We start from the raw sequence: 22,622 nt of genomic DNA, 5'->3' as shown, positions 1-22,622 counted from the left end.
CATGACCGGGCCACTGCTCTTCATCGGCGACTCGATCACCGACGCGGGCCGGCGCGACGACCCCGAGCACCTCGGGCTCGGTTACGTGCGGCTCGTGGCTCAGAGTCTCGCCACACGCGGTGACCACCGCACGGTGCTCAACCGCGGCGTCGGCGGGGACCGCATCGGCGACCTGCGGGCCCGGTGGCAGGCGGATGCGATCGATCCGGCACCGAGCGTGCTCACGGTGTACGTCGGCGTGAACGACACCTGGCGTCGATTCGATGCGGGGATGCCCACGAGCGCGAGCGAGTTCGAGCACGTCTACCGGGGCCTGCTCGAGGAGGCGCGCGCCACGGTGAACCCGCGCTTCGTGCTCGTGGAGCCCTACCTCACACCCGTCACCGAGGAGCAGCACGGGTGGCTCGACGACCTCGCGGGCAAGCGCGACGCGGTCGCCTCGCTCGCGACCGAGTTCGGAGCGGCCTTCGTGCCGCTGCACCGCATCCTCACCGTCGCCGCGGCGCACCACGGGGCCGCGGCGATCGCGGCCGACGGGGTGCACCCGACGCCCCTCGGAGCCGAGCTCATCGCCGAGGCGTGGGAGGCGGCGGAGGGCGCAGCTGGCCAGGCAGCTCCCGCGGGTTGAGCGTCGCGGATTATCGCGACGCCAGACAAACACTGACAGCATGGACGCATGATCCCCCTCGAACCCGTCACCGTCGGCACCTCCGGCCTCGGCAAGCGCCCCGGGGCGGATCTGAACCTGGCGAAAGCGATTCTGACCTCGCCGTTCCGGCAGGTCGACACGTCGAACAACTACGCGGATGGCGAGAGCGAGCGCCTGCTCGGCGCCGCGATCCGCGAACTCGGCGGGCTGCCCGACAACCGTGTGGTGTTCTCGAAGGGCGACCAGGACCCGGTGACGGGCGCCTTCACGGGCGACCGCATGCGGCGCAGCTTCGAGGAGTCCACCGAGCGGCTGGGGCTCGCGACGCTGCCCCTCTACCAATTGCACGATCCGTACACGATCGAGGTGCACGAGGCACTCGCTCCGGGCGGTGCCGTGGATGTGCTGCTCAAGCTGCGCGAGCAGGGTCGCATCGGCGCGATCGGCATCGCCGCCGGCCGCCGCGAGCTCGTCGAGGAGTACGTGAAGACGGGCGTCTTCGACGTCGTGCTCACCCACAACCGCTACACCGTCGTCGACCGCTCCGCCGAGCGCATCCTCGAGCTCGCGACGCAACGCGGGATGACGGTGTTCAACGCGGCGCCCTTCGGCTCCGGCATCCTCGCGGGTGACAACTTCCGTGGCCGCACCTACGGATACAGCGAACCGAGCCCCGAATTCCTGGCGCACGTCGACCGCTTCCGCGCGCTCTGCGCGGAGTGGGGCGTCGAGCCGGCCGCGGCCGCGTTGCACTTCTCGCTGCGCGAGCCACGCATCCACACGACGGTCGTGGGCGTCAACTCGGTCGACCGGCTGCGCGAACTCGAGGCGCACCAGCGCGCCGTGATCGACGTGGAGTTCTGGAGCGCCCTCGAGGCTCTCGGTGCGCCACCCGCCCCGCCGACCGACTAGAGCCGTTCAGGGTTTGGCGTAGAGGGCGCGCGCGAGCGCATCGAGCACGAGAGCCGAGCGCGGTCCGAAGCTCAGGAGCTGGCCGTCGCCCATGTCGACGAAGCGCTCGTGCTTGCCCGCGGAGGTCAGCGCGAGCGCGGGCTTCGCCTCGAGCAGACCGTCGACACCGCCCGCGGAGGCGAGGCCGTTCGTCATCACGAGCACGACATCCGGATCAGCCTCGACCATCGCCTCGTCGGTCATGGGGCGCATGCCCTCCCAGCCGAGCTCGGCGGCAACATCGCGCGCGCCGAGCGCCTCGATGAGGTGGTCGGCGCCCGACTCCGCGCCGAACAGGTAGTAGATGCCGCTCGTGCCGCGCAGGTAGAGGAACACGATGCGCAGCTTCTTGTCGGCGTCGCTCGGGGCCACCGCCGCGATCTGCGCCCGCACCGTGTCGACCTCGGATGCGATGCGCTCGGCGAGCAGCTCGCCCACCTCGGCCACGCCGAGCGCGCGCCCCGTGTCGCGCGCCAGTTGCACGGCACCTTCGAGGCTCGCCTCGTTCTCGAGGAAGACGACCGTGACACCCGACTCACGCAATTGCTCGAGCACGTCGCGCGGGCCGATGGTGCCGTCGGTGAGCACGAGCGTCGGACGCAACGCCAGCACGCTCTCGGCATTCACGGCGTGGGCGCCCGAGGTCACGATGGGCAGGTGCTCGGTGCCCGGGAAGGTGGTCGACATGTCGCGCCCGACGAGGGTGTCGCCGAGGCCGAGACCCCAGACGGTCGCCGCGAGCGAGCCGGCCAGGTCGAGGGCGATCACGCGCGAGGTGTCGCGCACGACGACGTCACGGTCGCCGTCCGGGTCGTGCGACACGACGGTGGCCGGAAGGAGTTGTGCCGCGTCGTGCGCGATCGGATCGACCGCATCCGTGGCGACGACGGCCGTGCGTGCACCCTCGGCGAGGCGCGGGTCGGGGTAGAAGTCGAGCTCGGAGAAGGGCCGGGTGTCGGCGGGAGGTGTCGTGGCGGCCGGGCCGCCGGCGTCGGCGGTCACCGCGCAACCCGCGAGCAGCACAGCGGATGCTGCGGCCGCGAGGGCAGCGCGGAGGGCTCGGGTCACACGTGCCATTCTAGGCGAGTGTTAGGTACACCTAACCTGCGAGCGAGGCCCCGATTTCCCAGGTTGCGTGAGGCGGACGCCCAGCCACGATCCTTACCATGAGTGCATCCCGCGGCGGCGCTGTGGTGGTCGCCGCCGCGGGAGATCCCGGAGCGTCGCAGCTCCTGAGACGGCCCGCCCATCCCCCTCGGCGGGCCGTTTCCCTGTGCGGCCGCCGGATCGGCGGCAGCGGGACCGACGCCAGCCGGATCGACGCCAGCCGCGTAGGCTACTGCGGCGATGAGCTCGACCGAGAACCCCGACCCGACCGAGTCCATCGAACTGCCGCGGCGTCGCCGCTTCGTCGACCTGAGCCCGCTGCGCGAGCATCCGGTGTTCGCCCGGCTCTTCATCGGCACCGCGATCTCGGGAGTCGGGTACTGGGTGACGACGGTCGCCGTGGGGCTGTTCGTCTTCGACATCACCGGTGACACCTTCGCGGTCGCCCTCGTGGGCGGCATCGCGCTCGTGCCGATGATCGTGGCCGGCCTCTGGGGCGGCATGCTCGCGGACGCCTTCGACCGGCGCTTCGTGCTCATCTGCTCGAGCATCATCGCCTGGGCGGCGATCCTCGGAATCGTGGCGCTCGCGGCGATCGACGAGTTCGTCGAGGGGCGGCCCGAGGTGTGGCCGCTCTACGTGCTCACGACGCTCAACGCCGTCGCCGCGACGATCTCGAACGCGACCCGCAGCTCGGTCACCCCGCGCATCGTGCCGGAGCACATGGTGTCGCGCGCCAACGCCCTCGGGGGTATCGCGTTCGGGCTGCAGATGACGATCGGTCCGGCGCTCGCGGGCGTGCTCGTGGCCGCGATCGGCTTCCCGCTCACCTTCGCGGTCGACGCGGTGCTCTTCACCGCGGGGTTCCTCGGCGTCGTCGGCCTGCCGAAGCTGCCGCCCCTCACCCACACCGCGAAGCCGGGTTGGCGTTCGCTCACCGATGGCGTGCGGTTTCTGCGCAACGCCCCCAACATCCGCATGAGCTTCATCGTCGACATCGTCGCGATGAGCCTCGGCCGGCCCTACGTGCTGCTGCCGGCGATCGGGGCCTCGGTGCTCGGAGGCGGCGCGGTCACCGTCGGCGTGCTCACCGCCGCCACCGCCATCGGCACCTTCCTCACGGGCCTGTTCAGCGGACCCGTCGCGCACGTGCATCGCTACGGCGTGGCGATCGGCCGCGCGATCATGCTGTTCGGCGCGTTCACCGCGTTGTTCGGCGTCGTGATCGCGGTCGCGGCAACCGGATGGTTCGGTCCGGTCGGCCAGGAGTGGCACCAGGTCAACCTTCCGCTGTTGCTGCTCGCCGCTCTCGCGCTCGTGGGAACGGGCGCCTCCGACGAGGTGAGCGCGATCTTCCGTTCGACGATGCTGTTGACGGCCGCGCCCGATGAGATGCGTGGTCGGCTGCAGGGCATCTTCGTGGTGGTGGTGACGGGCGGCCCGCGGGTGGGCGACATGTTCGCCGGCGGGCTCGCGGTGCTGACGACCCTCTGGCTGCCGCCGCTCGCGGGCGGCCTCGCGATCGTGGCCATCATCGCCGTGCTCGTGCGCGTGCAGTCGACCTTCCGCCACTACGACGCGCGCGACCCGCGGCCGTAGGGGGCGCTGGTCAGATGGTTGAGGAGCGCCGCCCGAAGGGCGACGCGTCTCGAAACCGCCGTCGCCGCCGCTTCGGCTCCTGCTCGGGCGGCGGCATCCGCTCGGCCGCACGCGCGGTGCGGCGCTGCTCCCAGGCAGCGAGCTCCGCATCCACGTCGCGAGGCTGCGTGATGACCGGCGGCCCGCCGAGCAACTGCCGCCGCGCCTCGAGAATGCGGGCGTTGAAGTCCTCGATCACGGCGCGCACCTCATCCGCTCGAGTGAGCGCGTCGAGGCGCTCGGTGAGCGCGGCATCCTCGGTGCGCAACAGGTAGGCGGCCGGGCCGAGACCGCGCAGCTGCTCGCGCTCGATCTTGCGACGCAGCCACCAGTCGGGGTCGTGTCGGCCGTCGCCGAGGCCGGGGAGCGGTTTGCCTGCGCCGGGCAGGTTGTCGAAGTCGCCGCGGCGCATGGCCTGCTGGATCGCGAGTTCCGCGGCGAGGGCGCGGTCGGCATCCGTCGCCTCCCGCTGCTGCTCCTCGGGCTCGACCTCTTCGCCGAGCTGCTCGCGCCGGAAGCGGTCGAGGCGATAGCGCAGGGCCGCCCGGATCGCGTCGCCGTCGCTGTCGGGCATGCCTTTACGCTACGTCGGCGGGATGCTGTTGTGCAGGAGTTCGCGCGGGCTCGGTTGGCGTGAGGCCCGGATTCTCGGGCTTCGGCCCGCCGGTTCCTGCACAACAGCATCCGGAGTCCTGCACAACAGCGGAAGTCCTGCACAACAGGAAGTCCTGCATAACAGAGGAAGCCGTCGTTCGGCGAGCGCGCCGCCAGGGTCAACGCTGGGTGCCGACCTCGACGATCGCGATCTCCTGGGTTGCCGTGTCGCGATCCGCGGGCGTCGCCGACGAGAGGCTGATCGGCCACCGGCCGCGGCGCGACCAGCGCAGGCGCACCTCGCGCGTGCGCACGTAGAAGATGGCGGCGATGCCCGCCGCGGCGAGCCCGGAGGCGGCACCCACCACGATCGCCCAGCGGGCCCGGCGAGATCCGCGACGGCACCGATGAGCGGAGCCCCGATCGGGGTCCCGCCCATGAAGATCGCGAGGTAGAGCGCGAGCACCCGGCCACGCATCGAGGGGGCCGTCGTGGTCTGCACGTACGCGTTCGCGGTGTTCATCATGGTGATGCCGCTGAAACCGACGATCACGAGCAGGGCCGCGAAGCTCCACAACTCCGGTGCCAGCGCCGCAGCTCCCAGGGAGATGCCGAACGCGAGACTCGCGAGGGTGACGGTGCGCAGGCGGGGGCGGTCGCGCCGTGCGGCGATGAGGGCGCCGGCGACCGAGCCGACGGCGAGCGCCGAGGAGAGCCAGCCGAACTCCTCCGGACCCTCCCCGAACTCGACCTTCGCCATCGTGGCGGTGTAGATCGGGAAGTTGTAGCCGAGGGTGCCGGTGAGGAACACCATCGCCAAGACCAGCAGGATGTCGGGCCGGCGCCTCACGTAGCGGAACCCGGCCCGCATCTGGCCGCGCCCGCGGGCCTTGCGCGTGAAGGGCGTGAACTCCGCCGGTCGCAGCGCCCAGATCGACCCGAGCACCGCGAGGAAGGTGGTCGCGTTGATCAGGAACACCCAGCCCGAACCGACGACCGCCACGAGCATCCCGGCCACGGCCGGACCGATGAGCCGCGCCGTATTGAAGGATGCCGCGTTGAGCGCGACCGCGTTGGCGAGCGAGTTGTCGTCGACGAGCTCGCCCACGAAGGCCTGGCGAGCCGGCGAGTCGAAGGCGGCCGCGACGCCCAGCCCGAGCGCGAACCCGAACACCATCCACAGCTGCACGACGCCGAAGATCGTCAGCAGCCCGAGGCCCGCGCCGAGCAGCATCATCGACCCCTGGGTGACCGCGAGCACGTGACGCCGGTCGAACCGGTCGGCGACCCATCCGGTGACGGGTAGCAGCACGAGCTGCGGACCGAACTGCAGAGCCATCACGACGCCGACGGCGACCGCGTCATCGTCGGTGAGCTCGGCCAGCACGAGCCAGTCCTGGGCGATCCGCTGCATCCAGGTGCCGACGTTCGACACGAGCGCGCCCGCGAACCAGATGCGGTAGTTCCGGGTGGCGAACGACCGGAACATCAGACTCATTCCATCCATGATGCCCTGCGCGTCCGGACACGGCCTGAGCGCCGCTACGCTTTCAGCGGCGAGGAGGCCCCATGACCGATGTCACGCGCAGCGAGCGCACCTTCGTCGACGCTCACGGCGTCACGATCCACTACTACGTATGGGCCGCGGATGCGCCCCGCGCGATCGTGCAGCTGCTGCACGGCGTCGGTGAGTACGCGACGCGCTACGAGCGTTTCGCGCAAGCCCTGGCATCCGCGGGGTACACCGTCTACGCCGACGACCATCGTGGACACGGTGCCACCGGCATGCAGCAGTGGGGAGGCGACACGAGCAAGCTCGGCAAGCTCGGGCCGGGGGCGTGCGGGCCGCGATCGCCGCAGTGCAGCAGCTGAGCAGCATCATCCGCGACGAGAACCCCGGCGTGCCGCTCGTGCTCTTCGGGCACAGTCTCGGCTCGCTCTTCGCCCAGAAGATCATCGGAACGGATGCCGCCCTCTATTCGGCGGTCATCCTCTCGGCCACCGCCTACCGCACCCTCACCGACATGAACGGCGGCGACCTCAACGCCCGGCACAAGCACCTCGGCACGACGGGCCACGAATGGCTCTCGCGCGACCCGGAGGTGTGGGCCGCCTTCGCAGCCGACCCGCTCACCTTCGACGCGACCGTGCTCAAGCTGTTCGGCCTCGCCGACACGCTGCGTCTGCTCGGCACCCCGAAGAAGCTCGACGCCGACCTGCCGATGCTCATCATGATCGGGGAGGAGGACCCGCTCGGCGGCCCCGCGAGCATCCGCAAGCTCGCCGAGGCCTACGAGAAGCGCGGGGGACTCACGGATGTCACCGTCACCGTCTACCCCGGCGGCCGTCACGAGATGCTCAACGAGACCAACCACGACGAGGTGCGCGCCGACATCGTCGCGTGGCTGGACGCGCACGTGCGCTGAGCGCTCTGCTGTAGTGCAGGACCTCCGCTGTTGTGCAGGAGTTCTGCAGACGGCCCCGCGCGCGAGGCCTGTGAATCCGGGGAAGTCGGCGGATTGTCCTGCACAACTGCGCCGGTTTTCCTGCACAACAGAAACCAGCGAGGGCGGCCCGCCGCGACTAAGGCACGCCTAACACCGCGCGACTAGGCTTGAGATGTGCATGGCGAGTACAAGGTGCCGGGCGGCAAGCTCGTCGTGGTCGACCTCGACGTCGTCGGTGAACGCCTCGCGAACGTGCGGCTCTCCGGCGATTTCTTCCTCGAGCCCGACGACGCGCTGCCGCTCATCGATGCGGCCCTGACGGGGTTGCCGGCCGACTCCGACGGCAAGACGATCGCGGCGGCCGTGCAGCGGGCCCTGCCCGAGGGCGCCGTGCTGCTCGGCTTCTCGCCCGAGGCCATCGCGACGGCCGTGCGGCGAGCCGTGCACCACGCGACCGCGTGGCGTGACTACGAGTGGCAACTCGTGCACCCGGGCCCTCTGAGCCCCGTCACGCACCTCGCCCTCGATCAGGTGCTCGCCGAGGAGGTCGCCGCGGGTCGCCGCAAGCCCACCCTGCGCATCTGGGAGTGGAACGAGCCCGCGGTCGTCATCGGCAGCTTCCAGTCGGTGAGCAACGAGGTCGACCCCGAGAACGCCGCGAGGTTCGGCATCCCGGTGGTGCGCCGCATCTCGGGCGGCGGCGCGATGTTCATGGAGGCCGGGTCGATCATCACCTACTCCCTCTACGCGCCCACCGAGCTCGTGCAGGGCATGAGCTTCGCCGAGAGCTACGCCTACCTCGACGACTGGGTGCTCGTGGCGCTGCGTAGTCTCGGCATCGAGGCCACCTACCAACCGCTCAACGACATCGCGAGCCCCGCAGGCAAGATCGGCGGTGCCGCTCAGAAGCGGCTCGCCGACGGCGCCGTGCTGCACCACGTGACGATGTCGTACGACATCGACGCGGAGAAGATGGTGCAGGTGCTGCGCATCGGGCGCGAGAAGCTCAGCGACAAGGGCACCAAGTCGGCGCAGAAGCGCGTAGATCCGCTGCGCAGCCAGACCGGGATGCCGCGCGAGGCGATCATCGAGCGGATGGTCGAGACCTTCCGCTCGCTGCACGGCCTCCACGACGACGAGATCACACCGGAGGAGTACGCGCGCGCCGAGCAGCTCGTGGCGGAGAAGTTCTCCACCGACGAGTGGCTCTACCGGGTGCCGTGAGCGCGCCCGCGGTGCCATCCGCGGCGCGTCTCGCCCGCCGTCGCACCCTCGTCGGCATCGCGCTCGCCGTGCTGCTCGTGGTCGCGACGATCGTCTCAGCGGTCGTCGGCCAGTTCGGGGTGAGCGTGCAGGAGGTCGTGCTGTCGTTCCTGCACGGCACCTGGATCCCGAACCCGTGGGTGCCGAACCCTGGCCCCCGATCGACCCGACAGCGGATGCCGCGCTGTGGGTCATCCGCTTTCCTCGCATCGTGATGGCGATGGGGGTGGGCGCGGCTCTCGCGGTGGCCGGTGCCGTCATGCAGGCCGTATTCGGCAACCCGCTCGCCGAGCCCGGAGTGGTCGGGGTGTCGGCGGGGGCCGCGTTCGGCGCGGCCATCGCGATCGTGACGGGCCTGCTGGCGCTCGGCGAGTGGACGATCGCGCTCCTCGCCTTCGCCGGCGGGCTCGGCGCGACGCTGCTCGTCTACGGGGTCTCCCGCGCGGGCGGGCGCACCGAGGTCGTCACGCTGCTGCTCACGGGCATCGCGGTCAACGCCTTCGGTGGCGCGGGGCTCGCCTTCCTGCTGTTCATGGCGGGCAGCGCGAGCCGGGAGCAGATCGTGTTCTGGCAGCTCGGATCGCTCTCGGGATCGCTCTGGCGCGAGGCGCTGCTCGTGCTCGCGGTGGCGGCGATCGGCACGGTCGTGGCGGTGCTGCTCGGGCGGCGCTACGACATCCTCGCCCTCGGGGAGCGCAACGCCCGCCATCTCGGGATCGACGTCGAGCGACTGCGCTTCGCGTCGATCGTGCTCGTGGCCCTGCTGACGGGCGTCGCGGTCGCGTTCGTGGGCATCATCTCGTTCGTCGGTCTCGTGGTGCCGCACCTCATGCGGATGCTGCTCGGCCCCGCGCACCGCGCGCTGTTGGTGTCGAGCGCCTTCGGCGGCGCGCTGCTCATCGTCGTGGCCGATCTGCTCGCGCGCACGCTCATCGGGGGAGCCGAGTTGCCGATCGGCTTGCTCACCTCGCTCGTGGGCGGGCCGTTCTTCTTCGTGCTGCTCTGGCGGCAGCGCCGCGCCTCGGGAGGCTGGGCGTGATCCGTGCGGAGCACGTCACGGTCGAACTCGGCGCCCGCCGGGCCGTCGACGACGTCGACCTGACGGTGCCGACGGGCGAACTGCTCGCGCTCGTGGGTCCGAACGGCGCCGGCAAGTCGACGCTGCTCTCGGCGCTCGCGGGGAGCGGCATCCGGATGCCGGGGCGGTGTTCATCGACGACCGCCCGGTCGACGCGCTCGAACCGCTCGAGCTCGCTCGCATCCGTTCGGTGCTCACGCAAGACAACGCCGTGAGCTTTCCGTTCCGGGTGGCCGAGGTCGTCGAGATGGGGCGCAGCCCGTGGGCGCGCACGCCGGCACGTGAGTTCGACGGCACCGCGATCCGCGAGGCCCTCGAACGCACGGATGTCGCCCACCTGACCGAGCGCCGGTTCACCGAGCTCTCGGGCGGCGAGCGGGCCCGCGTCTCGCTCGCCCGGGTGCTCGCACAGGACACCCCCGTCGTGCTGCTCGACGAACCGACGGCCGCGCTCGACCTGCGCCACCAGGAGGATGTGCTGCGGATCGCGCGCGACCTCGCCCGGGAGGGGCGCACGGTCGTGGTCGTGCTGCACGATCTCTCGCTCGCCGGCGCCTACGCCGATCGTGTGGCCCTGCTCGACGTCGGCCGCCTGCGCGCCCTCGGCACCCCGCTCGAGGTGCTCACCGAGCAGCTCATCGCCGAGGTCTACCGGCTGCCGGTCGAGGTGCTCGTGCGCGACGGCCGCCCGCTCATCATCCCGCGGCGGGCGGCGTAGGGTTTTGCGGTGCCCTCGATTCGCTACGTCGCCATCGGCGACTCGTTCACCGAGGGTGTCGGCGACGAACTGCCCGACGGGCGGGTGCGCGGCTGGGCGGACCTCGTGGCCGAGGGCTGGGCCGCCGGTACCGGCGAGCCGATCGACTTCGCCAACCTCGCCATCCGGGGCAAGCTCATCGGCCCGATCGTCGAGGAGCAGCTCGAGCCCGCGCTCGCCCTGAAGCCCACCCATCTGTCGTTCAACGGCGGGGGCAACGACATCCTCCGCCCGAAAGCGGATGTCGACCGCATCGTGGGTCTGTTCGGTCACGTGCTGCGTCGCTGCGACGAGGAGGGCGTGCGGCTCATTCTGCTCTCCGGCGCCGACCCGACGCGGCAGCTGCCCCTGGGTCGCGTCATGAAGCGGCGGGGGACCTGCTCTCGCGCGTGGTGGAGCAGCGTCTCGCCGATCGGGCCGACATCATCCGCGCCTACAACTGGTTCGATGAGGAGCTCGCGACGCCGCGCTTCTGGGCCGAGGATCGCCTGCACATGAACACCCGCGGCCACCATCGCGTCGCCGCCCGCACGCTCGACGCGCTCGGCGTGCCGCGGCCTGCGGAGTGGTGGGACCTGCCCGAGCTGACCGAGGCGACGCGACTGCGGGGCGCCGCCTACTACCGCACGCACGTCGCACCCTGGGTGAAGCGACGCCTCACAGGCACCTCCTCGGGCGACGGCCGCGAGCCCAAGTTCGGCGGAGGGTGGACCACGGTCCTTCCGGCGTAGCCTGGACAACATGCCGTGGTGGGGCTGGGTCGCGCTGGGCGTCGTGTTCGTCGGCGCCGTCGCCGTCGCGCAATGGCGCGGTTGGATCGAGCTGCGCGGCACCAACCAGGGCCGCGGATCCGGCAACGGCGCGTTCGGGTTCGCCGACGAGGTGTTCCACCCCACCAAGCACGAAGCGCAGAAGATCGCGGCGATCGAGAACGAACTGCCGGCCCCCGCGCCCGCACCCGGCGACGGGCGCCTCGATCTCGAGGCCGGTCGCGTGCGCATCGAACTGCCCGACGAGCGGTGACGCGTCCCCTCTCCATGGCGAACGCGAGGGCCTGCCCGTGAAGATCCGCCTGACGCACGATCCGCCATGTACGAGGGACGGCTAGCGTGGGCTGGTGAGCCTTGAGACCCCCGCACCCGCCGCCTTCTCCGAACCCGAGCCTCCGCGCGCGCCCCAGTGGCGGGGTGCGTTCGCGAGCCTCGGCATCGGGCTGGGCGCGGCTCTCATCGGTCTGCTGCCGTGGATCCTCACCGGGATGCGCCTGCCGCTGCAGGCGATGTGGGCGTTCGAGGCGCTGCCCGAGCAGATGCCCGTCGCGCTGCTGCCGCTCGGCAACTCCTACCTGACAGCGGTCGTCGGGATGCTCGTGGTCGGCGGTGTCGTGGCCGGGATCGCCGCGCGGGCCCTGCGGTCGCGCCTGCCCGCGCGCGCCCCGCTCTCGATCGCGGCCGGGCTGCTGTTCGTGCAGATCGTGGCGACCGCGCAGAGCGCCCAGGCGCTGGAGTCGGGGCTGCCCTCGGATGATCGCGCGAGCCTGTACCTGCTCGCCTCCGTCGGCATCGCGGTCGTCGGCATGCTCTTCGCCGTGCTGGCCTTCGGGCTCGTCGCGGCCGCCCCGCGCGCGGGCGCCATGATCGGGCTCGTGCTGGGCGCGCTGGCCGTCGGCTGGTGGCTCGAGATGGCGATGAGCCCACGTGGCGTGCTGCCGATCGAGCTCGACCTGGGCGGCGTGGTGCGGCGCATCCCCGCCGTGCTGGTCGGCGTCGCGATCGCCTGGGCGGGCGTACGCAGCGTCGGCCGCGCCATCGCGGCGGTCGCGAGCCTGCTCCTGCTCTGGTTCGTGCCCGCGGTCGCCACCGCCGTCACCGCCGGCGTGGGGTCGTCGATGATGCTGCACTTCCCCGCAGAGCTGCGCGAGTACGTGCTGAGCGTGTTCTCCGCCTACCTCTCCATGCCCTCGCTCGTGCTCCCGCCGCTCGTGATCGCGGTGGTCGTCGCGGCAGCAGGCATCGCCCTCCGCGCGGTGCTCGCGCGCCGCCGGAGGGCAGCGCCGCTCAGCGAGTGAGCAGCGGCTGGTACTGCGGATGCCGCTCGATGTAGGCGGCGATGAACGGGCACTGTGCCACGACGCGCGTTCCCTCTTCGGCGGCCACGGCATCCAGTGCGGCCTTCGCGAGCATCGAGCCGAGTCCACGTTCCTGGATGGCGGGGTCGACCTCGGTGTGGGTGAAGGTGATGACCCCGGGCTCGCGTCGGTAGATCGCCTTGCCGATCGTCTCGCCGTCGCGCTCGAGCACGAACCGGCTGCGTTCGGGGATGTCGACGACCTGATCGCTCATGTCTCGACGGTATCCGCTTATTCGGAGCCGCGCTCGATGATGCGCGTGGGCATCATGGTGATCTGCGACACCGTGCCGCCGTCGATGAGATGCAGCAGCACGTCGACCATCCGGCGCCCCTGTTCGACCGTCGGCTGTTCGACAGTCGTGAGCGGGGGTTGGATGACTGCGCGGCGTAGTCGTTGTCGAAGGTCACGAGCCCGAGGTCCTGCGGCACCGCCTTGCCGTGACTGCGCAGCACGTTGAGGGCACCCTGGGCCATGAGCGAGTTCGCCGCGAACACGCCGTCGATCGGGGCACCGCGCTCGAGCAGACGCCGCATCGCGGCCTCACCGCCCGCGGGGCTGAAGTCGCCATGCTCGACGAGATCGGTGGGCATGCCGACCGCATCGAGCGCCTGCGTCCACCCTTCGAGGCGGTCGAGACCGGCCGACATATCGGAGGGGCCGGCAATCGTGGCGATGCGGCGACGCCCCTTGTCGATGAGGCGGCGGGTCACGTTACGCGCGGCCTCGACGTTGTCGACGTCGATGTAGTACGCCTCCGAGCCCTCGTGACTCATCGGCCGCCCGCCGAAGACCACGGGGATCGACCGCGCGAGCTGCGTGTACGAGCGATCGTCGGAGTGGTGCGACAGGATGAGCGCCCCGTCGACGTTGCCCGCCTGGAGGTAGCGCCGGGTCTTCTCGCCGTCTCTCTCGGCGGCGATCACGAGGCTCAGGGTGTAGTCGGTGTCGGAGAGGTACATCGCGATGCCCTGCACGACGGTCGCGAAGTACGGGTCGGCGAAGAAGCGCGCCGTGTTCTCGGGGATCACGAGGGCGATCGACTGCGTTCGTCGGCTCGCGAGGATGCGTGCCGCCCGGTTCGGCACGTAGCCGAGCTCGTCGATCGCCTTGCGCACCGCCGCGAGAGCCTCCGGGGTCACCTTCGGGGAGTCGTTGATGACACGTGAGACGGTGGACCGGGAGACTCCGGCGACCTTCGCGACCTGCTCGAGCGTCGGAGCGCTTCCTTGCTGGTCCGGGGTCATTCCTGCGTCCTCCTGGCCGGGGTCGGCCCGTACATCCTATGAGGCGAGAGTACGCGTGGCAGCGGCGATCTCCGCGAACCGGCGACCCGAATCCTTGACGATGCGCTCCTGCGTCTCGTAGTCCACGTAGATGATTCCGAACCGCTTCTCGTACCCCCACGCCCACTCGAAGTTGTCCATGAGCGACCACGCGAAGTAGCCCCGCACGTCCGCACCCTCGTCGATGGCGTGGGCGACCGCCTCGAGGTGACGCTCGAGGAAGTCGACCCGCTGCTCGTCGTGCACCTGGCCGTCGGGGGTGACCACGTCATCCCACGCCGAGCCGTTCTCGGTGATGTAGAGGGTCGGCAGCTGCGGATACTCGCGGCCGAGCCGCACGAGCAGCGTGCGCAGGCCGTCGGGGTTGATCTCCCACCCCATGGCCGTCTGCGGCAGGTTGCGCGTCGGGCCGGTGATGAACTCCGAGCCCACGAACCACGACGAGGTCGGCTTGTCGGTGGGGAGAGCCCTTCGGATGCCCGGCAGGCAGCGGATGCCCCGACACGTTGTCGTCGTGGTAGTGGTTCACGCCCAGGAAGTCGATCTTCTGGTGGATGGTGGCGAGGTCGCCGTCCCGAACGATCTGCTCGAAGCCGTGGCCTGCCACGTCCTCGAGGAAGTCCGCGGGATAGGCGCCCAGCAGGATCGGCTCGAGGTACGCGCGGTTCCACAGCGCATCCAGGCGACGCGCCGCATCGAGGTCGACGGGATCGCTGGGGTCGTTCGGGACGGCGTTCGTGAGGTTCAGGGTGATGCCGAGCTCGTGCGCACCCCGTGTCCGCAGCTCCTGCACGGCGAGACCGTGCGCGAGGTGCTGGTGGTGCAACGCCGCGAGCCCGGCACGCGGCTCCTGCCGCCCGGGGCGTGCTCGCCTCCCGCGTAGGCGATGAGGGAGGAGCACAGGGGCTCGTTGAAGGTGGTCCAGTGGTCCACCCGGTCGCCGAGAGCCTCGTGCACCGCGATCGCGTAGTCGAGGAAGCGCTGCGAGGTGTCACGGTTCGCCCAGCCGCCGGTGTCCTCGACCGCTTGCGGAAGATCCCAGTGGTAGAGGGTGAGCCAGGGCAGGATGCCGTTCTCGAGCAGCTCGTCGACGAGGCGACTGTAGAAGTCGATGCCCTTCGGGTTGACGGGACCGTCGGCGGGCTTGACGCGCGCCCAGCTCACCGAGAAGCGGTAGGAGTCGAGTCCGAGGCTCTTCATGAGCTGAACATCGTCGGGCATGCGGTGGTAGTGGTCGACGGCGACCTCGGGGGTGTCGCCGTGGGCGACGTTCCCGGGCGTGCGGGCGAAGTGATCCCAGATCGAGTCGAGCTTGCCGTCTTCATGGGCGGCGCCCTCGACCTGGGCGGCCGCGGTCGCGGCACCCCAGATGAACCCGGCCGGCCACGCGAAGCCGTCCGGCAGAGCGAGCGCCATCAGCCCTTCACCGCCCCGGCCATGATGCCCGACACGAGCATGCGCCCGGCGAAGAAGAACAGGATGAGCAGCGGGATCGTGGCGAGCACCGCACCGCACAGCACGATCGTGTAGTTGACGTACTTCGCCGACTGCAGCTGGCTCAGCGCCACCTGCAGCGTGGGGTTGGATCCGGCGATGATGAGCGGCCAGAGGTAGTCGGTCCAGGCCGTCATGAAGGTGAAGAGACCGAGGATCGCCATGGCGGGCCGCGCGGCGGGAACGCCGACGTGCCAGAACGTACGGAACTGGTTCGCACCATCCATGCGGGCCGCCTCGATGAGCTCATCGGGGATGACATCCACGAGGTACTGACGCATGAAGAACACGCCGAACGCCGTCACGAGCGTCGGCACGATGATGGCGCCGATCGAACCGGTCCAGCCGAACTGCTTCATGAGGATGAAGAGGGGGATGATGCCGAGCTGCGTCGGCACGGCGAGCGTCAGGATCACGAACAGCATGAGCCCGTTGCGGCCGCGGAAGCGCAGCTTCGCGAACGCGTAACCGGCGAGCGTCGAGAAGAAGAGCACCGAGACCGTGATCGTGCTCGAGACGATCACGCTCACGCCGAGCGCCCGCCAGAAGTCGATCGTGTTGAACACCTCGGCGGCGTTCTCCCAGAACTTGCCGCCCGGCAGCAGCGGCGGGTAGTCGAGCGTGAGCACGGTCGTGTCGCTCGATCCGGCCACGAACGACCACCAGAGCGGGTAGGCGCTGCCCACGAACCAGGCGGTGAGCAGCCCGTAGGTGAGGAACCCGGGCTTCTGTCCCCGGATGCGGTGCGGTGACTTCGCGGCCGGGATGCGGCGCGAGGCGGTAGCGGTGGTCATGGTCAGCGCTCCTGCTGGATCTCGATGGATGCGGGGACGGCGGCGCGACCGGCGGCACGATGGCGCTCAAGTCGTTTCGCGGCTCGGCGGCGCGAGACCTTGGTCTCGTTGGTCGCGATCCCCTTGGAGAGGAAGTAGTTCACGAGCCCGATGAGCACGATGATCACGAGCAGGATGAACGCGATGGCGGCCGCGCGACCGAAGCGGTCCTGGTTGAACGCCATGTTCCAGATGTAGAGCGTCGTGGTCTCGAACTGGTGGTAGGCCCCGCCCGGGGTCGCGCGGGTGGCGTCGAAGAGCTTGGGCTCGGTGAAGATCTGCAGGCCGCCGATGGTCGCCGTGATGAGCACGAAGATGAACGTCGGACGGATGCTCGGCAGCGTGATGGAGAAGAAGCGGCGGATGCGGCCCGCGCCGTCGAGAGCCGCCGACTCGTAGAGGTCGGTCGGTACGGCCTGCATCGCGGCGAGCAGGATGAGCGCGTTGTAGCCGGTCCAGCGCCAGTTGACCATGGTGGCGATCGCGAAGTGGCCGGGGAAGGTGTCGTGCTTCCAGAGCACCGGGTCGAGGCCGAGCGAGCCGAGCAGGTTGTTCACGAGGCCGTACTGCTCGGAGAAGATGCTCGAGAAGATGAGGGCGACGGCCGCGGGGGTCACGACGTAGGGCAGGAGAACACTGAGGCGCCAGAAGGACTTGCCGCGCAGGTTCTGGTCGAGCACGGCGGCGATGAAGGTCGCCGCGATCAGCTGCGGGATCGCCGAGAGCAGGAAGATGCTGAAGGTGTTGAACAGCGAGTTCCAGAACCACGGGTCGGCGAGCTCGATCGCGTAGTTGTCGAAGCCGACCCAGTCGCCGGCGCCCTTGAGCAGGTCCCAGTCGTTGAGGGAGACGACGAAGGTGTAGACGAGGGGGAAGAGGCCGACGAGCCCGAACAGGATGAAGAAGGGCGCGACGTAGACGTACGGCGAGTACTTGACGTCGGCGCGATTCAGCCGTTGTCGCAGGCTGAGCGCGCTCTTCGAGGTGGACGCCCGGGTGGCGGGGGATGTCGTGGTCATCGGGATCTCTTCGTTCCGGGTGCGAGGCCCCCGGAGGGGCGTGCCGCTCCGAGGGGCCTCGCGTTGGTGGTGCTTCTCGGGTCAGCCGATCAGCTGGTGCAGCGTGTCGATCAGCGTGTTCCAGGAGGTCGGGCCGTCGGCCGAGCCGGCGTCCAGCGCGGTACGGGCCGGGCCCACGACCTGCTCCTGGATGAGCGCGTCATCCGGGCCCTTGAACTGCGCGACGACGCCTTCGGCACGCGAGGCGAGGATCTCGCCGACGGGTGCGTTGTTGAAGAACTTCGTCAGCTCGCTCTCGCCGGTCACGCCGGGGTCGGTCTGCGCCTCGAGCACGCTCGGGAAGGCTCCCGCGGCCTGGAAGGAAGCGACCTCCTGCTTGGCCTGGGTCAGCCAGTCGGCGAGCTCAGCGGCCTCCTTGGGGTGCTTCGACGAGGTCGGCACCGTCAGGAACGAGCCACCCCAGTTCGACGCGCCGCCGGGGAAGACGTCGGCGAAGTCCCAGCCGCTGGTGGCGTCGCCGCCGCCGGCCTCGACCTGGCCCTTCACGACACCGAGCATCCAGCCCGGGCAGACGAACACGGCGAAGGTGCCGTCGACGAACGCCTGGCCTCCGCCCCAGTCCCACTGAGCCTGGTTGGCCGAGAGGCCCGCCTTCTGGGCGTCAGCGAGCTGCATCCAGAAGTTCTCGAGCGTCTTGTTGCCCTCGATGTTGAGCGAGCCGTCCTTCTTGTAGTAGCCCTCCTCCTGCTGGTTCACGAAGGAGTTCCAGATGAAGCCGGACTGGTCGTAGAAGGCCTTGCCGGTGGCGTCGTGGTAGGTCTTGCCGACCTCGAAGAACTTGTCCCAGCTGGCGTCGGCGCCGCCGAACAGCTCGGCCACGCCCTCGCGGTCACTCGGCAGGCCAGCCGCCTCGAAGAGCTTGCCGTTGTAGCAGAGGCCCTGCGGTCCGATGTCGGTGCCGTAGCCGATGATGCGGCCGTCGGGATCGGTGGCCTGCCCCACCTTCCAGTCGACCCAGCGGTCCTTGATGTCGTCGGCGCCGTAGTCGCGCAGGTCGGTGAACGAGTCAGAGACCTCCATGACCGAGCCGAGCCAACCCTCTTCGACGGCCTGGATGTCGGGCAGACCACCGGAGGCCTGCTTCGTCTTCCAGTCGGTGAGCGCGTTGCCGCCCGTGTCGATGTTGGTGGCCTTGATCGTGATGTTCGGGTGGTCGGCCTCGTACTGCGCGTACAGGCCGTCGAGACCCATGGTGCCGAACGTCGTGATCGTCAGCGTGATCTTCTCGTCGCCGTTGCCGCTTCCGCCATCGCTCGAGCACCCGGAGAGAACCAGGGCGAGGGATGCGGTGGATGCGACCACGGCAACAGCGGCGGTGCGTCGTGAGAACTTCACGGTCACTCCTTTGTGTGCGTGGATGGGGAAGATCCCGATGAGAGCGCTCCCACGATCAGGCCGTGAGAGCGCTCCCACGAAATCGTCGGTAACGATACGCACGCCGTGGCGGCCCTGTCAACACGAATAATGGCAACGAATTGGTATCGATGAAAAAGCCCAGGTCAGAGTAGAGGATGCTGGTCGCGGTCGGGTCGAAGAGAGCGCTCCCACACCCGGCGTGCAGACCGGTCCGCACACCCCCAGCACACGGGTAGTCGAGGGTGGTATCCGGCGAGCCGGCTGGGCGTTCCGAGCGGCCGCTCGGCATCCGGGCCCTAGGCTGAACGGCGATGTCCGCACCCCACCCGAGCGACCGACGGCGACCCTCTGCGCGCGTGCGCCGCCGTCGCCGATTCGCCCTCCTGCTGAGCATCGCGATCGTCGTCATCACGGCCCTCGTCGTCGCGATCGTGCTGCTGCTCACCCCCACACCGCAGCCCACGCCGAGCGCGTCGCCGACGGCATCCGAGACCCCGACGCCCACCCCCACCCCGACGCCCACCCCCACCTTCGACGCCACCGCGTTCTCGCTCACCGACCCCACGAGCCCGTGGGTGATCGTCAACAAGCTCAACCCCCTGCAGCCCGTCGACTACGCGCCCGAGTTGCGCGTCGTGAACGTGCCCTACGTGTACGAACCCCGGATGCGGCCCGAAGCCGCCGACGCCATCGAGCGGATGTTCGCGGCCTTCACCGCCGAGACCGGCCTCGAGATGCAATCCCAGTCGGCCTACCGCAGCTACCAGACGCAGGTCGGGGTGTACCAGGGCAACGACACGCTCACGGCGCGACCCGGCTACAGCGAGCACCAGACCGGGTGGGTCATGGACATCTCCGCGAAGCCCCTCAACTGCGCGCTGCAGATCTGCTTCGGGCAGACCCCGCAGGGCCAGTGGCTCGCCGCGCACGCCTACGAGTACGGCTTCGTCATCCGCTACCCCGACGGCAAGACGGATGTCACGGGCTACCAGTACGAGCCGTGGCACGTGCGCTACGTGGGCGTCGAGCTCGCCACCGAGATGCACGACACGGGGGTGTCGACGCTCGAGGAGTTCTTCGGCTGGCCCCCGGCGCCCAACTACCCGTAGCCTCTCGACCCTTCGCGGGGAGGACGGATGGGTTATGTCGAAAATGCAGGAGAAGCCGGGCGTGTCGCGGTGCAGATCCCTGCATCGGCGGCATCTCGGACGCGAGACTCCTGCATTTTCGACGTAGCGAGGGTGGGAGATGCGGTGCGGGTGAGGGGCGGCGGGCGTCGCTTGCGGTGGCGTCAGCCGAGCGCGGCGTCGACGATGCGCTTCGCCTCGGCCTGCACGGCGGCGAGATGCTCGGGCCCGCGGAACGACTCGGCGTAGATCTTGTAGACGTTCTCGGTGCCGGAGGGACGCGCCGCGAACCAGGCGTGCTCGCTCTGCACCTTCACGCCGCCGATCGCCGCCCCGTTGCCGGGCGCGTGCGAGAGCTTCGCCGTGATGCGATCGCCCGCGAGCTCGGCGGCGGTGATGTCGTCGCCGGAGAGCTTGCCGAGGCGCGCCTTCTGCTCCGGGGTGGCCACGGCATCCACGCGTGCGTACGCGGGGTCGCCGAACTCGGCCGTGAGCTCGCGGTAGAGCTCGCTCGGGCTCTTGCCGGTGACGGCGCGGATCTCGGCCGCGAGCAGGGCGAGCAGGATGCCGTCCTTGTCGGTCGTCCACGCCTTCCCGTCGCGCGTGAGGAAGCTCGCCCCCGCGCTTTCCTCGCCGCCGAAGCCGACGGATCCGTCGACGAGCCCCGGCACGAACCACTTGAAGCCGACGGGCACCTCCCACAGCCGCCGGCCGAGCGAGGCCGCCACCCGGTCGATCATCGAACTGGAGACGAGCGTCTTGCCGACCGCCGCATCCGCACGCCACCCCGGACGATGACCGTAGAGGTACTGCACGGCGACGGCGAGGTAGTGGTTCGGGTTCATGAGACCGCCGTCGGGCGTCACGATGCCGTGCCGGTCGGCATCGGCGTCGTTGCCGGTGAGGATCGCGTAGTCACCCGCGCGCGCGACGACGGATGCCATGGCCGAGGGCGAGGACGGGTCCATGCGGATCTTCTCGTCCCAGTCGAGCGTCATGAAGGCCCACTGCGGATCGACGGCGGGGTTCACGACGTCGAGGTCGAGCCCGTAGCGCTCGGCGATGAGCTGCCAGTAGTGCACGCTCGCCCCGCCGAGGGGGTCGGCACCGAGCCGGAGGCCCGCGGATACGATGGCATCCATGTCGAGCACGTTCGCGAGGTCGTCGACGTACTCCCCACGGAAGTCGTAGCTGTCGATCGCGCTGGGCTCCGCGAAGCGCACCTCGCGGTTGCCGCCCGCGATGATGTCGTTGGCGCGCGCGGCGATCCAGCTGGTCGCATCCGAGTCTGCGGGGCCGCCGTGCGGCGGGTTGTACTTGAAGCCGCCGTCACGCGGCGGGTTGTGGCTCGGGGTGATGACGATGCCGTCGGCCTGCGGGCCCCCGGGTTCTCGGTGTTGTGGCGGATGATCGCGCGGCTGAGCGCGGGCGTCGGCACGTAGTCGTCGTACGCGTCGGCGACCGCGTGCACGCCATTGGCCTCGAGCACCCCGAGCGCGGTGGTCTGCGCGGGTGCGGAGAGGCCGTGGGTATCCGCCCCCACGAAGAGCGGGCCGGTCACGCCCTGCTCGGCGCGGTACTCCACGATCGCCTGCGTGATCGCGGCGATGTGCGTCTCGGTGAAGGCCCCGTCGAGGCTCGAGCCGCGGTGCCCGCTCGTGCCGAACACGACGCGCTGCGCGGGGTCGGCGAGGTCGGGCGTGCGCTGGTAGTACGCATCGACGAGCGCGTGCACGTCGATGAGGTCGGACGGCTGGGCGGGGGTGCCTGCGCGGGAGGTCATGCGCCCATCATTCCGCGCCGTCCTGAAATGCGTCCAGGTCCGGCGCGCCCGCTATCGTCGGTGAGGTGTACAGCTACCTCGGCCCCGCCGGCACCTTCACCTGGGTCGCCCTCGCGCAGGTGCCCGAGGCGCAGGGAGCCGAGTGGCGCAGCGTCAACAACGTGGGCGAGGCGCTCGACGACGTCGTGAGCGGTCGCAGCACGGCCGCGATGATCGCGATCGAGAACTCCGTCGAGGGCGGCGTCTCGGCCACCCAGGATGCGCTCGCCAACATCCCGGGCCTGCGCATCATCGGCGAGTACCTCGTGCCCGTGAACTTCCAGCTCGTCGGCCGGCCGGGCACGCGCCTCGAGGATGTGAAGGTCATCAACGCGCACCCGGTCGCCTATGCGCAGTGCCACCTGTGGCTCGATGCGACCCTGCCGAGCCACGGACACATCCCGTCGACCTCGAACGTCGCCGCGCCCGCCGAACTGCTGGAGTCCACAAATGCGGATGCCGCCATCGCCCCGCCCGGCATCACCCAGCACTACCCGCTCGAGGTGATCGCGGAAGACATCGCCGACAACCCCGAGGCCGTCACGCGCTTCGTGCTGGTGTCACGCTCGGCCGGCATCCCGCCGCGCACGGGCGCCGACAAGACGAGCGTCGTCGTCGAGCTGCCCACCGACGAGCCGGGTGGTCTCGTGGAGATGCTCGAGCAGTTCTCCACACGCGGCGTCAACCTGAGCCTGCTCGAGTCGCGGCCCATCGGCGACGCGCTCGGCCGCTACCGCTTCATCGTCGACCTCGACGGCCACGTGCTCGACGAGCGGGTCGCGGATGCCCTGCTCGGCCTGAAGAGGTTCAGCCCCAGTGTGCAGTTCCTCGGCTCGTATCCCCGCGCCGACAAGCAGCACATCGAGGTCACGAGCCGCTACGACGACCAGGTGTTCATCGACGCGCGCGACTGGCTGCGCGACATCCTGAGCGGCGCGCCGACAGACGACTGACGAGGTGGCCCCGGAGCGCCGGGCGCGGCCCGACGCGTCTCGAAACCGCACCGGGGTGAC

19 protein-coding genes and 5 pseudogenes are annotated in these 22,622 nt (G+C 70.1%); 14 read left to right on the top strand and 10 right to left on the bottom strand.

Features of this window, described 5'->3' with window-relative positions; genetic code table 11:
- Position 1 precedes the first annotated feature (1 nt).
- Complete coding sequence (locus QQK29_RS05275) at positions 2–628, top strand: SGNH/GDSL hydrolase family protein (protein WP_284298404.1); 627 nt, start codon at positions 2–4, stop codon at positions 626–628.
- A gap of 48 nt (positions 629–676) precedes the next feature.
- Positions 677–1,561, top strand: coding sequence for an aldo/keto reductase (locus tag QQK29_RS05270; RefSeq protein ID WP_284298402.1), 885 nt, complete (start codon positions 677–679; stop codon positions 1,559–1,561).
- Between the two features lie 6 nt (positions 1,562–1,567).
- Here QQK29_RS05270 and QQK29_RS05265 read toward each other — a convergent pair whose 3' ends face one another.
- The gene (locus tag QQK29_RS05265) at positions 1,568–2,668 is read right to left on the bottom strand and encodes a heme/hemin ABC transporter substrate-binding protein (RefSeq protein WP_284298400.1); all 1,101 of its coding nucleotides are present in this window, start codon (positions 2,666–2,668) and stop codon (positions 1,568–1,570) included.
- A gap of 279 nt (positions 2,669–2,947) precedes the next feature.
- Between QQK29_RS05265 and QQK29_RS05260 the strand changes: the two genes are divergently transcribed.
- Positions 2,948–4,306 carry an MFS transporter gene (locus QQK29_RS05260; RefSeq protein WP_284298398.1) on the top strand — a complete coding sequence of 453 codons (1,359 nt, stop codon included), beginning with the start codon at positions 2,948–2,950 and terminating at the stop codon, positions 4,304–4,306.
- A 10-nt stretch (positions 4,307–4,316) separates the two neighbouring features.
- Here the strand turns inward: QQK29_RS05260 and QQK29_RS05255 are convergent, their stop codons facing one another.
- Together QQK29_RS05255 and QQK29_RS05250 are read right to left on the bottom strand one after the other, a co-directional pair.
- Positions 4,317–4,919: a DnaJ family domain-containing protein gene (locus QQK29_RS05255; RefSeq protein WP_284298396.1), complete on the bottom strand. Its 603-nt coding sequence runs from the start codon at positions 4,917–4,919 to the stop codon at positions 4,317–4,319.
- A 9-nt stretch (positions 4,920–4,928) separates the two neighbouring features.
- Positions 4,929–6,437 carry an MFS transporter gene (locus QQK29_RS05250; protein WP_284298394.1) on the bottom strand — a complete coding sequence of 503 codons (1,509 nt, stop codon included), beginning with the start codon at positions 6,435–6,437 and terminating at the stop codon, positions 4,929–4,931.
- 71 nt (positions 6,438–6,508) lie between these two features.
- On the opposite strand from QQK29_RS05250, the gene QQK29_RS17825 reads away from it, so the two are divergent.
- The 9 genes and pseudogenes from QQK29_RS17825 (at position 6,509) to QQK29_RS05205 (ending at position 12,552) form a co-directional block, all read left to right on the top strand.
- Positions 6,509–6,811 (top strand): alpha/beta hydrolase, encoded by a 303-nt coding sequence (locus QQK29_RS17825; protein WP_348533812.1) that lies wholly within the window; start codon positions 6,509–6,511, stop codon positions 6,809–6,811.
- Complete coding sequence (locus QQK29_RS05245) at positions 6,778–7,365, top strand: alpha/beta fold hydrolase (protein WP_348533811.1); 588 nt, start codon at positions 6,778–6,780, stop codon at positions 7,363–7,365. Before QQK29_RS17825 ends, QQK29_RS05245 begins: the two co-directional genes overlap by 34 nt.
- 195 nt (positions 7,366–7,560) lie before the next feature.
- The gene (lplAB, locus tag QQK29_RS05240) at positions 7,561–8,610 is read left to right on the top strand and encodes a lipoate-protein ligase LplAB (RefSeq protein WP_284298392.1); all 1,050 of its coding nucleotides are present in this window, start codon (positions 7,561–7,563) and stop codon (positions 8,608–8,610) included.
- A complete protein-coding gene (locus QQK29_RS05235; RefSeq protein ID WP_284298391.1) occupies positions 8,607–8,864 on the top strand; it encodes a hypothetical protein in 258 nt (85 codons plus the stop codon). The genes lplAB and QQK29_RS05235 overlap by 4 nt, the downstream gene beginning before the upstream one ends.
- Positions 8,786–9,688, top strand: a complete 903-nt coding sequence (locus tag QQK29_RS05230) for a FecCD family ABC transporter permease (RefSeq protein WP_284298389.1) — start codon at positions 8,786–8,788, stop codon at positions 9,686–9,688. Before QQK29_RS05235 ends, QQK29_RS05230 begins: the two co-directional genes overlap by 79 nt.
- Positions 9,685–10,445: pseudogene (locus QQK29_RS05220) on the top strand (heme ABC transporter ATP-binding protein). The gene QQK29_RS05230 and the pseudogene QQK29_RS05220 overlap by 4 nt, the downstream one beginning before the upstream one ends.
- A 9-nt stretch (positions 10,446–10,454) precedes the next feature.
- Positions 10,455–11,215, top strand: a pseudogene (locus tag QQK29_RS05215) (SGNH/GDSL hydrolase family protein).
- A gap of 10 nt (positions 11,216–11,225) precedes the next feature.
- Positions 11,226–11,507: a hypothetical protein gene (locus tag QQK29_RS05210; RefSeq protein ID WP_284298383.1), complete on the top strand. Its 282-nt coding sequence runs from the start codon at positions 11,226–11,228 to the stop codon at positions 11,505–11,507.
- Positions 11,508–11,601: 94 nt separating this feature from the next.
- On the top strand, positions 11,602–12,552 hold the full coding sequence (locus QQK29_RS05205) for a hypothetical protein (RefSeq protein ID WP_284298381.1): 951 nt from the start codon (positions 11,602–11,604) through the stop codon (positions 12,550–12,552).
- On the opposite strand, the gene QQK29_RS05200 is transcribed toward QQK29_RS05205, so the two are convergent.
- The 6 genes and pseudogenes from QQK29_RS05200 to QQK29_RS05175 form a co-directional block, all read right to left on the bottom strand.
- Positions 12,542–12,826, bottom strand: coding sequence for a GNAT family N-acetyltransferase (locus tag QQK29_RS05200; RefSeq protein ID WP_284298379.1), 285 nt, complete (start codon positions 12,824–12,826; stop codon positions 12,542–12,544). The genes QQK29_RS05205 and QQK29_RS05200 overlap by 11 nt on opposite strands.
- A gap of 17 nt (positions 12,827–12,843) precedes the next feature.
- Positions 12,844–13,859: pseudogene (locus tag QQK29_RS05195) on the bottom strand (LacI family DNA-binding transcriptional regulator).
- Between the two features lie 36 nt (positions 13,860–13,895).
- Positions 13,896–15,314 (bottom strand): annotated as a pseudogene (locus QQK29_RS05190) (GH1 family beta-glucosidase).
- Positions 15,314–16,186, bottom strand: coding sequence for a carbohydrate ABC transporter permease (locus QQK29_RS05185; protein WP_284298377.1), 873 nt, complete (start codon positions 16,184–16,186; stop codon positions 15,314–15,316). The pseudogene QQK29_RS05190 and the gene QQK29_RS05185 overlap by 1 nt, the downstream one beginning before the upstream one ends.
- A 2-nt stretch (positions 16,187–16,188) precedes the next feature.
- Entirely contained in the window at positions 16,189–17,244 is a 1,056-nt protein-coding gene (locus QQK29_RS05180; RefSeq protein WP_284298375.1) for a carbohydrate ABC transporter permease, read from the bottom strand.
- Positions 17,245–17,325: 81 nt separating this feature from the next.
- Entirely contained in the window at positions 17,326–18,639 is a 1,314-nt protein-coding gene (locus QQK29_RS05175) for an ABC transporter substrate-binding protein (protein WP_284298373.1), read from the bottom strand.
- A 332-nt stretch (positions 18,640–18,971) separates the two neighbouring features.
- On the opposite strand from QQK29_RS05175, the gene QQK29_RS05170 reads away from it, so the two are divergent.
- Positions 18,972–19,769, top strand: coding sequence for a M15 family metallopeptidase (locus tag QQK29_RS05170; protein ID WP_284298372.1), 798 nt, complete (start codon positions 18,972–18,974; stop codon positions 19,767–19,769).
- Between the two features lie 182 nt (positions 19,770–19,951).
- Here QQK29_RS05170 and pgm read toward each other — a convergent pair.
- Positions 19,952–21,570: pseudogene (gene pgm / locus QQK29_RS05165) on the bottom strand (phosphoglucomutase (alpha-D-glucose-1,6-bisphosphate-dependent)).
- Between the two features lie 65 nt (positions 21,571–21,635).
- Between pgm and pheA the strand changes: the two are divergent.
- Positions 21,636–22,562 (top strand): prephenate dehydratase, encoded by a 927-nt coding sequence (gene pheA, locus QQK29_RS05160; RefSeq protein ID WP_284298371.1) that lies wholly within the window; start codon positions 21,636–21,638, stop codon positions 22,560–22,562.
- Positions 22,563–22,622 lie beyond the last annotated feature (60 nt).

This window comes from Homoserinibacter gongjuensis, assembly GCF_030161875.1.
Lineage (GTDB): Bacteria > Actinomycetota > Actinomycetes > Actinomycetales > Microbacteriaceae > Homoserinibacter > Homoserinibacter gongjuensis.
Note: the sequence above shows the minus strand (reverse complement) of the source record. Positions and strands in the feature narration are given on the sequence as shown.

What these genes read in the sequence shown, in the direction of transcription:
- QQK29_RS05275 (WP_284298404.1), top strand. Translation starts at nt 2, where the DNA reads ATGACCGGGCCACTGCTCTTCATCGGCGACTCGATCACCGACGCGGGC.
- QQK29_RS05270 (WP_284298402.1), top strand. Translation starts at nt 677, where the DNA reads ATGATCCCCCTCGAACCCGTCACCGTCGGCACCTCCGGCCTCGGCAAG.
- QQK29_RS05260 (WP_284298398.1), top strand. Translation starts at nt 2,948, where the DNA reads ATGAGCTCGACCGAGAACCCCGACCCGACCGAGTCCATCGAACTGCCG.
- QQK29_RS05255 (WP_284298396.1), bottom strand. Translation starts at nt 4,919, where the DNA reads ATGCCCGACAGCGACGGCGACGCGATCCGGGCGGCCCTGCGCTATCGC.
- QQK29_RS05250 (WP_284298394.1), bottom strand. Translation starts at nt 6,437, where the DNA reads ATGAGTCTGATGTTCCGGTCGTTCGCCACCCGGAACTACCGCATCTGG.
- QQK29_RS17825 (WP_348533812.1), top strand. Translation starts at nt 6,509, where the DNA reads ATGACCGATGTCACGCGCAGCGAGCGCACCTTCGTCGACGCTCACGGC.
- QQK29_RS05210 (WP_284298383.1), top strand. Translation starts at nt 11,226, where the DNA reads ATGCCGTGGTGGGGCTGGGTCGCGCTGGGCGTCGTGTTCGTCGGCGCC.
- QQK29_RS05200 (WP_284298379.1), bottom strand. Translation starts at nt 12,826, where the DNA reads ATGAGCGATCAGGTCGTCGACATCCCCGAACGCAGCCGGTTCGTGCTC.
- QQK29_RS05185 (WP_284298377.1), bottom strand. Translation starts at nt 16,186, where the DNA reads ATGACCACCGCTACCGCCTCGCGCCGCATCCCGGCCGCGAAGTCACCG.
- QQK29_RS05180 (WP_284298375.1), bottom strand. Translation starts at nt 17,244, where the DNA reads ATGACCACGACATCCCCCGCCACCCGGGCGTCCACCTCGAAGAGCGCG.
- QQK29_RS05170 (WP_284298372.1), top strand. Translation starts at nt 18,972, where the DNA reads ATGTCCGCACCCCACCCGAGCGACCGACGGCGACCCTCTGCGCGCGTG.